12 protein-coding genes are annotated in these 13,546 nt (G+C 49.4%); 3 read left to right on the top strand and 9 right to left on the bottom strand.

Going from position 1 to position 13,546, the window contains the following annotated elements; all coding sequences use genetic code 11:
• Positions 1-42: 42 nt before the first annotated feature.
• The 3 genes from AC0YNZ_RS08410 to AC0YNZ_RS08400 form a co-directional block, all read right to left on the bottom strand.
• On the bottom strand, positions 43-1,359 hold the full coding sequence (locus tag AC0YNZ_RS08410) for an ABC transporter substrate-binding protein (protein ID WP_475826184.1): 1,317 nt from the start codon (positions 1,357-1,359) through the stop codon (positions 43-45).
• 125 nt (positions 1,360-1,484) lie between these two features.
• Positions 1,485-3,071, bottom strand: a complete 1,587-nt coding sequence (locus AC0YNZ_RS08405; RefSeq protein WP_475826183.1) for a response regulator — start codon at positions 3,069-3,071, stop codon at positions 1,485-1,487.
• Positions 3,068-4,858 carry a cache domain-containing sensor histidine kinase gene (locus AC0YNZ_RS08400; RefSeq protein WP_475826182.1) on the bottom strand — a complete coding sequence of 597 codons (1,791 nt, stop codon included), beginning with the start codon at positions 4,856-4,858 and terminating at the stop codon, positions 3,068-3,070. The genes AC0YNZ_RS08405 and AC0YNZ_RS08400 overlap by 4 nt, the downstream gene beginning before the upstream one ends.
• 1,030 nt (positions 4,859-5,888) lie before the next feature.
• Between AC0YNZ_RS08400 and AC0YNZ_RS08395 the strand changes: the two genes are divergently transcribed.
• Both AC0YNZ_RS08395 and AC0YNZ_RS08390 read left to right on the top strand, forming a co-directional pair.
• The gene (locus AC0YNZ_RS08395; protein ID WP_475826181.1) at positions 5,889-6,119 is read left to right on the top strand and encodes a hypothetical protein; all 231 of its coding nucleotides are present in this window, start codon (positions 5,889-5,891) and stop codon (positions 6,117-6,119) included.
• 129 nt (positions 6,120-6,248) lie between these two features.
• Positions 6,249-7,751 (top strand): glycoside hydrolase family 32 protein, encoded by a 1,503-nt coding sequence (locus AC0YNZ_RS08390; RefSeq protein ID WP_475826180.1) that lies wholly within the window; start codon positions 6,249-6,251, stop codon positions 7,749-7,751.
• A gap of 270 nt (positions 7,752-8,021) precedes the next feature.
• Here AC0YNZ_RS08390 and AC0YNZ_RS08385 read toward each other — a convergent pair whose 3' ends face one another.
• The 4 genes from AC0YNZ_RS08385 to AC0YNZ_RS08370 are packed head-to-tail and all read right to left on the bottom strand — an operon-like array spanning position 8,022 to position 11,813.
• Positions 8,022-8,999 carry an alpha/beta hydrolase gene (locus tag AC0YNZ_RS08385; protein ID WP_475826179.1) on the bottom strand — a complete coding sequence of 326 codons (978 nt, stop codon included), beginning with the start codon at positions 8,997-8,999 and terminating at the stop codon, positions 8,022-8,024.
• Positions 9,000-9,017: 18 nt separating this feature from the next.
• Positions 9,018-9,650, bottom strand: coding sequence for a bifunctional 4-hydroxy-2-oxoglutarate aldolase/2-dehydro-3-deoxy-phosphogluconate aldolase (locus tag AC0YNZ_RS08380; RefSeq protein ID WP_475826178.1), 633 nt, complete (start codon positions 9,648-9,650; stop codon positions 9,018-9,020).
• 28 nt (positions 9,651-9,678) lie between these two features.
• On the bottom strand, positions 9,679-10,932 hold the full coding sequence (mutY, locus tag AC0YNZ_RS08375; protein WP_475826177.1) for an A/G-specific adenine glycosylase: 1,254 nt from the start codon (positions 10,930-10,932) through the stop codon (positions 9,679-9,681).
• Positions 10,932-11,813, bottom strand: a complete 882-nt coding sequence (locus tag AC0YNZ_RS08370) for an AraC family transcriptional regulator (protein ID WP_475826176.1) — start codon at positions 11,811-11,813, stop codon at positions 10,932-10,934. The genes mutY and AC0YNZ_RS08370 overlap by 1 nt, the downstream gene beginning before the upstream one ends.
• 172 nt (positions 11,814-11,985) lie before the next feature.
• Between AC0YNZ_RS08370 and AC0YNZ_RS08365 the strand changes: the two genes are divergently transcribed.
• On the top strand, positions 11,986-12,336 hold the full coding sequence (locus AC0YNZ_RS08365) for a c-type cytochrome (protein ID WP_475826175.1): 351 nt from the start codon (positions 11,986-11,988) through the stop codon (positions 12,334-12,336).
• A gap of 111 nt (positions 12,337-12,447) precedes the next feature.
• On the opposite strand, the gene AC0YNZ_RS08360 is transcribed toward AC0YNZ_RS08365, so the two are convergent.
• The gene (locus AC0YNZ_RS08360; RefSeq protein ID WP_475826174.1) at positions 12,448-12,684 is read right to left on the bottom strand and encodes a hypothetical protein; all 237 of its coding nucleotides are present in this window, start codon (positions 12,682-12,684) and stop codon (positions 12,448-12,450) included.
• A gap of 55 nt (positions 12,685-12,739) precedes the next feature.
• The gene (gene acpS, locus AC0YNZ_RS08355; RefSeq protein WP_475826173.1) at positions 12,740-13,135 is read right to left on the bottom strand and encodes a holo-ACP synthase; all 396 of its coding nucleotides are present in this window, start codon (positions 13,133-13,135) and stop codon (positions 12,740-12,742) included.
• Positions 13,136-13,546 lie beyond the last annotated feature (411 nt).

The following is a 13,546-nucleotide window of genomic DNA, read 5'->3' as shown; positions in this document are numbered from 1 at the left end:
GAATGTGCAGTCACATTCGAATGTTTCCGCTTTCTTGCTTATTTATTTTCTTGCCCGGTTGATCGCCGCGTCCATATCCTTGATGAAATCTTTTGCCGGGTAGCCTCCAGCAAGCAGCTTCTGAACGTTATCTTCCAGCGCGGTCTTTATCGTCGGATTCGTCATTCCAAAGGTGAAAGCGCTAGAGCTCTTGGCTTGACTTGCATAAGCCTTGTATTCATTTTGGATGTCCGTGTAAGGCTTTTCCGGCTGAATCGCATTTTTCACAATCGGGAACGCGCCTCTCTTCAGTACACGGCCTTCGGATATTTTGAGCGAGAGCTGGATAGCATATTTGGCCGCAATATCCTTATGCTCGGAATTAGGCGAGACACCCAATCCTCCGATCGTTCCGCCGCCGCTCATTTGATTCGCAGTCGCACTTTCCTGTCCGGGATCGGCAAACGGGTACTTCAAGATTCCGGCTTTGCCGGGCATTTTAGCACCCAAATCCTGTACCGCCCAGCCGCCATTCAGCAGCATAGCCGCCTTGCCTTCTACAAACAGCGAAAGCGCTTCATCATAGCCCGTATTGAAGACGCCCGGAGCAAGCATACCTGCACTGATTAGCTGCTTGATTTTATCAGCTGTTTTGGAGAATTCAGGATCCGATGCCATTACCGTACCTTTGTCCAGGTCGGAAATCCCCTTAGGGTCCATTCTCGTTGCAATCATGTCGTACAATTGAACGCCCGGCCATTTTTCCTTAGCGAACAAGGACAGCGGGATGATATTTTTTTCCTTCAGCTTCTCGACGACATCCAATAGTTCGTTGAAGTTCGCCGGAGGCTGCAGCCCGTTTTGCTGGAACACATCTTTGTTATAATACAACATTGCAAACCATGGAGCGTCGGACGGAATGCCATAAATTTGACCATCTTCGTCTCGCAGATTCGCCTTCGTAGAGTCCAGCAATTGATCCTCGATATTCAATTCCTTGACATAAGAATCAAGCTGAAGGATATTGTTCGATTTTTTAAACGTCTTGATGATATCCGGATTCGCATCGAAAATATCCGGCAAATTCCCTGCTGCCGCCAGTGTTTTCAGCTTTTGGTTGTCGTCCCTGGCTGCCGGCATAATTTCCGCTTCGACATCCGGCATGACTTTTTTCATTTCGGCAATCGCGTAATCAAGCGGAACCTTCTCAGAATCATCGGAATACTGCAGATACAGCTTTAAATTGACCTTATCACTCGCAGTCTTGTCGGTTGTGCTTCCTTTGGTCTGCCCGCTGTTGCTGCCGCAGCCTATAACGGCTGCGAGCATCACTGCCGCAAGAGACAGCGCCGTAATTCGATGTAGCCCTCTGTTTAACATCCTGTAAGACCCCTCCTGATTAAGTAGTAATTCCCTCGAGGATGTCTTCATTATACGAGCATGAATCAGCGTATTGAATGGATATTCCGCAACGAACTTGGAAGAATCGCATTACTTTTTAGCGACTATGATAATTTGTTCAGACTTTCATATTCCCGGGGGGAATAACCAAAGTATTTTTTGAACACTTTACTAAAATGACCCGGGTCGCTGTACCCCGCCATCAATGCAACCTCTGCGATTTTGATCGTATTCTGATTGAGCATTTCCTTGGCCTTCTGCATGCGGATATTTAACAGATATTTGGATATTTGCAGGCCCATCTCTTTTTTAAATACACCGCGCAAATAACCGGCATTGATGTACAAATGATTTGCAATAGCTTCTATATTGAGGTCCTCTTTGCTGTATTCCGCTTCAATATAGTCTTTGGCTGCCAGCGCAATTTTCTTGGATTTGGTCGGTTTCGAGACACGGTTGTAGGCCGCGACCTTCTTGAAGATATCGGTGATCCAGCTGTGGATGGTCCCAATGGAGCTCTGGCGCTTCAATTCCAAATAAGGGTAAAATTCCGCACCGAACACGTCCTCCACACTTCCGCCCAGCTCCTCCAAGTACGTAAGACACATCGAGATAAAGCCCATGTAGATGACAAAGATATAATCCAGCGACAGCTTATTATCGATAATATAGGCCTGCACCTTGACCAGCTTATCTTGAATGGCCTCCCATTCGTTCATTCTCAGATGAATGAGGATCTCCTCATTCACGAACAGTGAGTAAGACCCGACGTTGGAATCATTTGGCGCAAGCTGATCGTAAAATACGACCCCTTCGTTCATCAGCCGAAACCGGTTGTGCAGGGCGAGCAGCGATTCTTGATACGACTTCTCGATCTGCTCCAGCCCGCGGTGAGACTGTCCTACCCCGATTGTAATTGGCAACTTCAAATACTTCTCAATCAACTCACACAGTCTGCGGTACAGATCCGGATCGAGCTTCTGACCATCCTCAAGGACCATAATGGAAACAATGCGATCCTCATCCCCGTAGAACGAAACTTGACGGCACTCTTCCTCGCTCAGCTCATCCCAAATATTGTTAACGGCAAATTTCCAGAGCAGCCTTTCCTTCATCTGATCCCAATTGTATTTGACCGGGTTCAATTCAATGGAAATCACCTGGAACCAGTCCTCCGGTTGAAAATGAACCCCCTGCTCGGCCAATTGCTCAAGGATCGCCTCCCGGTCTTGCTGATCCCCCCCAATGACCAAGTCGTTCAGATGCATTTCTCTCAAGCTTTTCTTGTTGCTTTCCGCGATTTTCCGGTTCTTCGTCATTGCATCATGCCGAGCTTTGATTTTGAGCAGCGTCAGGACCAGCTCTTCCTTATCGTAAGGCTTCAGCAGGTAGTCTGATACGCCATATTTAATCGCTTGTTTGGCATATTCAAACTCGCTGTATGCGGTAATGATGACAATTTCCATGTTGGGATACATGTCCTTTAGATGCTTCGAAAGCTCGAGCCCATTCATAAAAGGCATATAAATGTCCACTAATGCCAGATCAATATGGCGCGATTTGCACTGATCCAGCGCATCTTCACCATTCTTCGCTTCCCCCGCCACATGAAATCCATAATGCTCCCATCTGATCTCTTTCCTCAGACGCTCTCGGAACATGGGTTCATCATCCACAATGATCACATTCATAATGTTTCCACTCCTTCGTTAAACGGTATTTTCACAATTACGGCGGTGCCGTTATGAACCTTCGAGTGCAGTTCGATCCCGTATGGCGTGCCGAAGTACAGCTTGATTCGATGATCAATGCTGAATAAGCCGAAGCCGCTGCCGTCTTCGTTCTGGCTTGGATCGGTCCAAAGCTTTCGAAGCGCTTCTTCGGACATTCCGATACCGTTGTCTCTGACTTCGATCCAAAGCATGCCGTCTTTCTTGTATCCTGTTATTTCCAGGTGTCCAAAGGCTCGTTTCGGCTTTAACCCGTGATAAATCGCATTTTCCACCAACGGCTGAATCGTCAGCTTCAAGATTCGATAGTCCAAGCATTCCGCCGGTATGCGAATCGTGTAATCGAATTCATCTTTGTAGCGCAGATGCTGGATATACAAGTAATTGCGGATCATTTCGATCTCTTCCCGTACCGTGATGATCTCGTTGCCCCCGCTCAAGGAATGCCGATAAAAGGCTGCCAGCGCCTTGGTCGCTTTCTTCGCTTCCTTGGTCCGGCCCAGTTCGGCCAGCGTATAGACAACATCCAATGTGTTATATAGAAAATGAGGACGAATCTGCTGCTGCATCAGTGCCAGCTCATATTTTCGCTTCGTACGCTGTTCCTCTCTGATGTCGTCGATCAACTGCCGAATATGCTCAGTCATGCGATGATAAGTGAAGGTTAATTGGCCAACCTCATCATGACTGAAAACAGCCGGGACTACCTTATACAGATCCCGTTCCGTTTCGCGCATGGTTTGGATCAGACGTTGGATGGGATTCACGATGAAGACAGATAGTTTCAACGCAACGAGCACGGTAACAAGTGCGCACACCAGGATGACAACGATCGAGATCCTTTGCAGAAATTGATAATCCTTCATCAGCTCGTCCAAAGATACTTGATAGAGGATCAGCCATTTGTTTCGATTCAGCGGATATTTGGTGTACACCATCTTTTGGTTGTCGATATTCATCACGTTGCCTTCTGCCGCGCTGCTTTGAAGCAGCGGATTCAGAGCCAGATTGCTGACCGTCTGTAAGACTTTGCTGCGATTCGTCGAGGAAATGATCCTGTGATTCTCGTCGATCAAATAAAAATTGCTCGTTGTCAGATCGTTCATCTGCTCAAACAAGGAGGAAATCTGGTCCTCGCTGACGAACAGAATCAGCTCGCCCAGCGTTTCTCCTGACTTGATATCGGTTATCTTCTTGCCCATCGGCAGTACAATTTGCGATTGCTGCTCATTGCCAAAGGAAAAACGAGTCATCTCAAACCCTTTGCTGTATCCCGATGTCACTTGCAGTTGGTCGATATAGGCTTGAATCTGATCCTTGGCATTTGCTGAAGTGATCGATCGGTCATTCGCAGCGTATATTCGCTGTTGATTGTCAATAAAGATCGCTTCTTTCACATCGGGGAATACAAGTAAGGCAAAATTCAGCTTATTTTCTATCGCATATTTGCGGTCGATCGCCGACGTGGTGCCACTGCTGTCCATTAATAAGACGGACAGATCATTCATGTAGAATGTGATCATATCCAGACAGCTTTCCGTATTCTGAATCACATTATCGATTCTTTGCTTGATCAGATTAGAGCTGTTCATGCGATCCTGGATCGTCTTCTTTACTTCATTATGTTGAAAGATAAAATAAGAAATCAGTCCAACCAGCAGCATCGGAATAATCATGAGTGGCAGAAACACAGTGAGCATCTTATGCCTGATTCTTAAATTGGAGAACATGATGCTAAGCTTCTTCATCTTGCAGATCGCGCTCCTTTCTTCCATTCTTGCGGCTGACAAGCGCCTTCGCTGTTAAAACAAATAAACTGACCACGAAAGTGGTCAGCAGTTTAGTTGTCGCAGGGTATGTCGTCGCCCGATGCTATGGGCCTTCTCCGTTCTTCCCATAATGACCTCAGCACATCCAAGAAAACGTCTAACATAAACATAAAGTAGCTCCTTCTGCTCGCTTAAACGCTTTTGATAATTTTCCATCCATTTGACAGCTTCAGGAATAGCCATGATCTGCCTTTAAAATCCTCACGCTCACCTTTACAACCCTTGTATTCGTCGGTAGTATCAATCCTTTGACATCTTTTCGGATTTGAGTCGATCCATCTCATCGATAAGCAGGAGCTTTTAATTGTCTATGATAAACGAAAAGAAGGCGGCTGTGAACAGAAATTACTTGACGAAGCATTCTCAAATAAGATTTGCTGCTGTTCCGACATTTTGAGACCAAACTGATACAAAGATCTCTTTCATGTTAGCCTGCTCTTCGGCTGGTCGGATATCTCCCATGCGTTCGATGCACGGAGCATCGAATTCATCATGTCTTCGGTGTCCTATCTAATGCCCATTTCGCTGGACAAATAGCTCCATGAAAGTGCCTCTGTTCAAGAAATATTTCTCTGCGGTTCAACTAATATAATTTTCAAATTTAGGTGTTTTATGCAGAATATATTGACGGCACTGTACAACTTTACGGATAGCACCGTCGCCGTTTCAGAAGAGTTATCCGAATCGCTTGTGCTATCTAGTTTAAAAGGTCATCAAAAAGGCGTTTTGAAGCCATATGAGGCGGTAATATACAATAAAACATATACAATAAAACAGGAGTTCTAAAATGAAACGTCATCAGGAAGCGGTTGCCGCAGCCGCCAAAAGTGACGCGATTCTTCCAAGTTCGTAGCGGAATTTCCATTCATTACGCTGATCCATGCTCGTATAATAAAAACATCCTCGAGGGGATTGGACGCGAAGCCGTTTGCCAAGGTGTGTATCATCCGTGGAAGCTTCCCCCGATACAGTGAGGTGCCGGGCCGATGGCCGGGTTACTTCCGGGGAACCGTGGCTCACGGTCAATCCGGATTATCCGCTTGTCAACATGGAGCAGTCGATGGCGGACGAGCAGTCGCTCTACGGCGACTACAAGGAAATTTACGCGGAAACCGAGGAGCTCGGCGGCATACCCGGACGCTCGGGGAGGAAATCTGGACGGTGCTGTGTTTACGAATAGAAGCATCTCTGTACCGGAGTCTTTATCCGAGTTTCTTGTCTTGTCAAACCGGAAGGATCATCAAAAGGCGTATTGAAGCCATATGAGGCTGTAATTTGCAAACGCTTATTATAAAACAGGAGGCCTCAAATGAATCGTCATCAGAAAGCGGTCCATAAAGCGATGGATTCGGTCATCAAGACTCAAGCGGCGGCAAGCGAGTCGTACTGGAAACCGCAGTACCACATTTCCCCGCCGGCCTTCTGGACGAACGACCCGAACGGGTTCGTTCATTATCAAGGAGAGTACCATTTATTTTACCAGCACAATCCGTTTTCGCCGGTATGGGGGGACATTCATTGGGGGCACGTGAAAAGCGGCGACCTCATCAACTGGAGCCATCTGCCGATAGCGCTGGCCCCCGGTGAAGAATACGACCGCGACGGCTGCTTCTCCGGCAGCGCGATCGAGAAGGACGGCAAGCTTTACTTGATGTATACCGGCAATGAATGGACGGGGAGCAATTACGACACCGATTTGAAGCAGGCGCAGTGCCTCGCGGTCAGCGGGGACGGCGGCGTGACGTTCGAGAAAATCGCTGAAAATCCGGTAATCGCAGAAGCGCCGGAAGGCGACATCCATCCCCATCACTTCCGCGATCCGAAAGTATGGAAACGCGGAGACACTTACTACTGCATTCTCGGATCGCGGACGCTCGATCAGGTCGGTCAGGTGCTGCTGTACCGTTCCGACGATTTGATCCGCTGGGAGTTTGTCAATGTTATCGCCGGGAGAGACAATAAATTAGGGTTTATGTGGGAATGTCCGGACCTGTTTCCGCTTTACCAGCACGATGTATTGGTCTTCTCTCCGCAGGGCATGAAGCCTAAAGGGTATCTGTACCATAACCTGCATCAGTCAGGGTATTTAATCGGACAGATGGATTATGAGCAGGGGAAATTCGATCACGGTGAATTTGGGCTTCTGGACTACGGCTTCGACTTTTATGCGCCGCAGACCCTTGTGGACGATCAAGGCCGACGGATTATGATCGCCTGGATGGCGATGTGGGAAAGCGAAATGCCGGAGCAGTCGGACCGGTGGGCCGGGGCCATGACGCTGCCGCGCGAGCTGAAAATGAAAGACGGCAAGCTCATCAGCCTCCCCGTCCTGGAGCTTCAAGCCCTTCGCCTGAACGAAATCACGATGGAAAATGTGCCTCTTTCCGGCGAGCTTTCGCTGGAAGGGATAGCGGGCGACTGCCTGGAGCTTGAAGTTTGTATCGCCGCGCAATCGGCGTCAAGCTTCGGAATCCAGTTCAGATGCGACCAAGCAGGCCATGAAGCGACGGTTTTAACCTACGATAAGGCTGAAGGCTTGCTGACGCTGGACCGGAACCACAAGGTGAAAGGGCCGGGAGGCATTCGCCAAGTTCCGGTTGAATTGCAGGACGGCGAGCTCAATCTCCGCCTGTTCATCGACCGGTCTTCCGTCGAAATTTTTATTCAGGACGGCGAGAAAGCGATGACGGCGAGGATTTATCCGCAGGAGACTTCAACGGGAATCATCTTTTTCGCGGACAAAAGCGCCTTATTGAAGATAATGAAATGTTGGAAATTAAATTCCGGCGTGGAGTCTTCATCTTTCAAATGAAATTATTGTAGATATTCCATTGAATCCGATTTAAAAAATGGCAGCATCAATCACAAATAAGGCTCTCGCCAAAATTACAGTAAGAGCCTTAGTTTAACCGTTACCAATTTCCCCAACTTCATGATATTCATATAATTAAAGAACTTTATTTTCTCTCACCTTTCCCAGCTAACGGGACTGGTTAGTTCACAGCCATGTAATCAAACTGTAATATTTCTCTCATCTTGCTTTCATCTTAGGCTTCTATAATAGATTCATGACCCCCCTTTATTATATATTCTCTCTTGTAGCCTGCAGCCCCGTGCCGCAGGCTTCCTTTTTGCCCGAAGCATTCATGACCGTTTCCTGCAAAAAAGGGATGACCCGCTCCCAAAAGGCAGGCTCCTGTTCCGATGCGCTATGCCCCTTGGTCGATACGAACAACGTACTTATAATGCCCTCAGGCAATTGCCTCTTCAGCACACGCAGATCCTCCGCACTAATAAAATCATCGCCGTTCGAGTGAATCATCATAACCGGCGTACGGCCCTCTTCCGGGCTGCCCGCATGCTTCGATAACACCAATGGAATGCTGGCGGCTTTGAACTCAGCCCGTGATATGTTTGCGCGAATAAGCCAAATCATCGGAATAAGATAGGCTAGGGGAAAGAACGGAATTTTTTTTCGTTTCAGCTCTGACTTCATCATCGTCTCGAACCGGACAGGCATCGAGTCCGTTACAACTGCGCATACCTGTATCCCTTGATCGAGTGCAAGCAGTGCTCCGAAGCCTCCGAGCGAATGTCCGAGCACCGCTATCCGGTCCGGATCGATTCCCGGAAGACGCTTCGCAGTATCGACCGCAGCCTGCACGTCATCGCGAAACATTAGCGCGGAAGGCGCAGAGATGGAATCGCTGTCGCCGTGGCTTCGCGCATCGTACATAAATACAGCGAAGCCCGATTCGTAAAGCGGACGCGTGTATCGCAGCACTCTCGTCCGGTTGGAGCCCCAGCCATGCGCGACTATGATAAGAGGCGCAAGTCCCTCATCGGGTTTTGCGCAGGAGGCTGGCAGGAGCAGCCAGCCTTCCAGCTTGGAGCCATTGCTTGTGAAGGATAAGGATCGCCACTGCGTGTCCACGTCAGGAGCATCCGCATTCGTTAGCTTGCGCGGCTTCTGACTGCGTACTCCCATTTGCCAGACAAACGCAGCCAGCAATGCAATGATAATGAAGAAGCTGGCCAGCAGCCACCATGAAGCGTCCACGTCATTCCCCTCCTTGCTCTACAAAGCCCGCACGGCATCTGCAAATTGCCGCGCCCGCTCCGTTACCTGAGCGAATTTGCCTTCGCGTACCCATTCCAAATTGATGAGCTTGCTGCCCATTCCAACGGCATTTGCCCCTGCTTTAAAGTAATCTGCGATGTTATGTAAATCAACGCCGCCAGTCGCAATCATCGGTATATCGTTCAGCGGACCGCGAATTTCCTGCAGGTACCCGATGCCAAGCGTTCCCATCGGGAATATTTTCACAGCATCGGCCCCTGCCTTCCATGCCTTTACGATTTCCGTCGGCGTCATAACGCCGGGCCATACGGAGATGCCGCGCTCACGCCCATAAGCGATAACTTCCTCATCCAAATTAGGAGAAATGAGAAACTGCGCTCCAGCTGCAACCGCCTGCTCGGCAAGGGCGACATCGGTTACCGTACCGGCGCCCACCGCAGCCTGACCGTCAAACTTCGTGCGCCAGCGCTCGATCATAACCGCCGCCCCCTCCGTATTCATCGTAATTTCCATCATATGAATACCGCCGTCAATTAAAGCCTGCGCCGCAGCATCCGCATGCCGATCCTCAATTCCCCTTAAGATCGCTACAATTTTGTGCTGCAGCAGCAGCTCAAGCATACTGTTCATTCTCTTCTCCCCCGAATCTTCTATTCATTTATTCCCAAAATTGCTTTAAAATGCGCAAAAATAAATTCGGAAACGGCAAAGTTTCCATATCTTCCTTGCCAATCCAACGATAACTGCTCAGCTCCGTATCCCCTGCTCCGGCGGAAGCACCGCTGCCCGCCGATTTCTGCGCATCACCCGCACTTACTTCATATACGGAAGCCGCCTCCTCAGCCATGCCCGCTCCCTCGAAGGCAGAAGCCGCAGCCGCCTCCGCAGGAGAACAAGCCTCTTCGCCCAAATCCGTCAAGTAAAACCGCATTTTCCAAAGAATATGGCTAAAAATATGGTCGGCATCCACAAACCAGCTGCGCGGACGGATAAGCAGCCCCGTATCCTCCTCGAGCATGCGGCTGATCATCTCGCCCAGCTCGTCTTGCTCCTTCGGCGCCGTCTCGGCCAGCCATTTCGCCTGATCCGGCGATAGCAGCAGATGCGGCAGCTCCCACATCTGGGCAAGCAGCCCGGTATCCGGACGCTGTCTTACGAGCACTTTGCCTGCATTCTCGCCGCTGCCTACAACTATGGCTGCCGCTCTGTATTCCGGACGCGGCGGCTTCGCCTTCGTCTTAATCGGCAACTCCGCCTCTCTGCCCGCAAGCCTAGCTGCGCAATGCTCCATCACGGGACATGGCAGGCAGCTTGGCGATTTCGGCGTACATACGAGTGCCCCGAGTTCCATAAGCGCTTGGTTAAAATCGCCTGCAGCGCCTTCGGGAATAAGAGAGGCAGCCAGCTTCTCAATGCCCGCTCTCGTAGACGGCTTCGCAATATCGTCCTCCAAGCAAAAATAACGTGAAAGCACACGCATGACGTTGCCGTCAACCGCAGGCTCCGGACGGTTAAACGCAATGCTCATAATCGCGCCGCTTGTGTAAGGACCGACGCCCTTCAGTCCGGCCACGGACGTCTTATCATCAGGCACAATGCCGCCATAGCGCGCCACCACTTCTTTGGCGCCTGCCTGCAAATTCCGTGCGCGCGAGTAGTATCCGAGACCCTCCCAACTTTTGAGCACTTCCGTCTCGGGCGCTTCCGCAAGCGCCCGCACAGTGGGAAACTTACTCATGAAATTATTGTAAAAAGGTATGACGGTATCTACCCTCGTCTGCTGCAGCATAATTTCCGATACCCATACCCGATAAGGGTCCCGGTTCATCCGCCATGGCAAATCCCGTTTAATCAGCCGGTACCAGGCAAGCAGCTCCGTGCTAAAAAATGTATTAATGTCTTCCTGTTCCATTAACTATTCTCCTTCTCGCCCGTTGTCTCTGTCAAATCCACTCGATTGCCCGCGCTTTGCTTGCTGATCCGGCGATATTGAACCGGCGTGAGGCCCGTATATCTTTTGAACAGCCTTGATAAATAATGATTTTGCATGCCCACCTGCTTCGCGATGGCTGCCACCGGAAGATCCGTATCCATAAGCAGCCGCATGGCATGCGCGATTCGGCGATTCGTCACATACTGGATCGGCGAGCAGCCCATGATGCTCTTGAAGGAAGTAATGAAATAGTTTGGATGCAGGAAGGCGAATTTAGCGAGCTCTTCGATTTGAATGTTCGCATGCAAATTGGCTTCGATATATGCGAGCACCTCATTCCATTTTACTCCAAAGCCTGGGTCTTGGAGCGTTTGCCTCTGGACATGGCTTTCATCCAAATAGAAGGCGATCATCTCCAGTAAAACCGCCTTCAGACGCAGCTCTCTCGTGATAGAGGCGCTGTGCTGATACGATTCCATTTTGGAAAAAAGCTCATTCATCATCTGCTTGTCCTGCACATATACGAATGGCGGCAACTGTAACGAATTTATAAACTCAATATCCCCAAGCTCTAAACGAAAATGGCACCAATAGCGGCCAAAAGGCTCGTCGCCTTCCGTGCCAAACGATTGGACCGTTCCCGCAGGCAGTAAATAAAGCGTGCCCGGCTGTGCGATATACCTCTCATTTTGTACGTTCAGCCAAGCTTCACCCTTGTCCGTGTAACAGAAACGGTAAAAATCCGGCTCGGATTTTTGCTCGGTCCAGCCTGGCAAGCTCTCCGAATAGGCGGCCATAATAACCTCAGCTTGGATTTTTTTTAATTGGTTTTTCAAAATGCTTTCTATTGTCGGTTTCATGAATTCTCCTGTAGGTAATACTGCGATATAATGTATTTCATGTCCTCTATGAATAGTCATCTGCCTACTCTATTATACGAATTAACGATTAAAATTCATATGGACGTCCTGTGAATGTCCCGAACAAGTCCAAAATTTCCAAAATATTGAAATTAGTAAGGAGGAGCTTTCTATGCCTTTTAATCGTTTGCTGACTGTTGGAATAACGCTTATTGCTTCTGCGGGACTACTGGTTGCTCTGGCAGGCTGCGGAGGCGATAGTGCTGCGGAGAGAAGCAGCGCGCTGGATGGACCTGCCGAGGTGGTCTCCGTCTACAAGGCGAATTGCGTCAGCTGTCACGGCACCGGGCTGCAAGGCAGAGTAGGCCCTGCAACGAATCTTCAGAAGGTCGGCGCACGCATGAGCGCTTCGGATATTACGAAGCAAATTGAGCAGGGAGAAGGCTCGATGCCTGCCTTCAAGGATCGCCTGACTTCCGAAGAGATTGCCGGACTAGCCGAATGGTTAGCAAGCAAAAAGTAACGGCTGCGGCAGCTTCGATGATAGACAGAAAGGGATGCCGAAGCTAAGATAATAAACAGAAAAGGATGCCGAAGCAGACATTACTGCTGCTGGCATCCTTTTTTTATCAGCCTAATAGCCGATATGGTGTCCATTTATTTTGGGAGATTTCGTGAAATGAAGAGCGGATTGGCCTGCGTACGTCCAATGCGTTTCACCCATTTGGGGGTGCATCGGAAACAGATCGCCCTGCACCAGCACCAGATCTCCGCCCCAATCGTCCGAATACAAGCCGTCAATTTCGACCCACTGCCCCGTTTTAAAGCGACGCTTCGTCTTTTGCTGCCGCTGCTCCTGCACTGCCGCCATCCCCTCTCGACTAGCTGACTTGGTATATTACATTCCAAGTATAGGCAAAAGGTTACTACGTTATCCGTTCTGCAACGGCAAAAGCAGAAGCCAGCTTATGCTCATGCGTAATCGTTACGTGAATCCGCACCGATTCAGGACTAAAGCCGAGGCGGTCCCATGCGGCGGAAGATAGACTGCACTCCGGCTTGCCGCAGCTTCCCCGCAATATTTCAATGTCCGTAAATCCGATAACATTACCGATGCCGCAGCCAAAAGCTTTCACGACCGCTTCCTTCGCCGCGAACCGCCCAGCCGTAAATTGGCTCAGCCGCTCACCCGAATACTGCGCAGCCAGCTCACGTTCGCCTGCGGACAGCACACGCTCCATAAATCGTCCGCCTGTGCTCCCTTCCAATATTTTTGCTATTCGCGTAATATCCGATAAATCATTTCCGATGCCGATGATCATGCTTACACCCGCCTTTTCTCTGAAGGTGAGATTAGCAGATGGCTCGTTCGAAGTCAAGGCTAAAGGCTCTTTGAACCTTTTAAGTGCTTACAAATTCTGAGTGCTTGCGAACCCTCTGAGTGCTTTCGAACCCTTTAAGTGCTTTCGAACCCTCCCAAACCCTCCCTTCCAAGGGAGGGCCCCGAGGACTGCGTCCTCTGGACACCTGCAATTGGACTAACGTAAGTGCGAATCAGGCGGCTGTAAGTTTCGCTTCTCCTTGACTCGCTTCGTCCCTGCGGGACACGCTTACCTTTTACATTCTCAAACCCATGCTGATACATCGGATTATGATTTAGTTTCATTTTGCTAACTAAATTTTCATACTGTTTGAAAAAAGCGCTGTTTAGTTTCATTTCACGAAACTAAACA

The sequence above is a fragment of the Paenibacillus sp. J2L1-98 genome (assembly GCF_056269405.1).
This window is presented reverse-complemented; position numbering and strand designations above follow the sequence as displayed.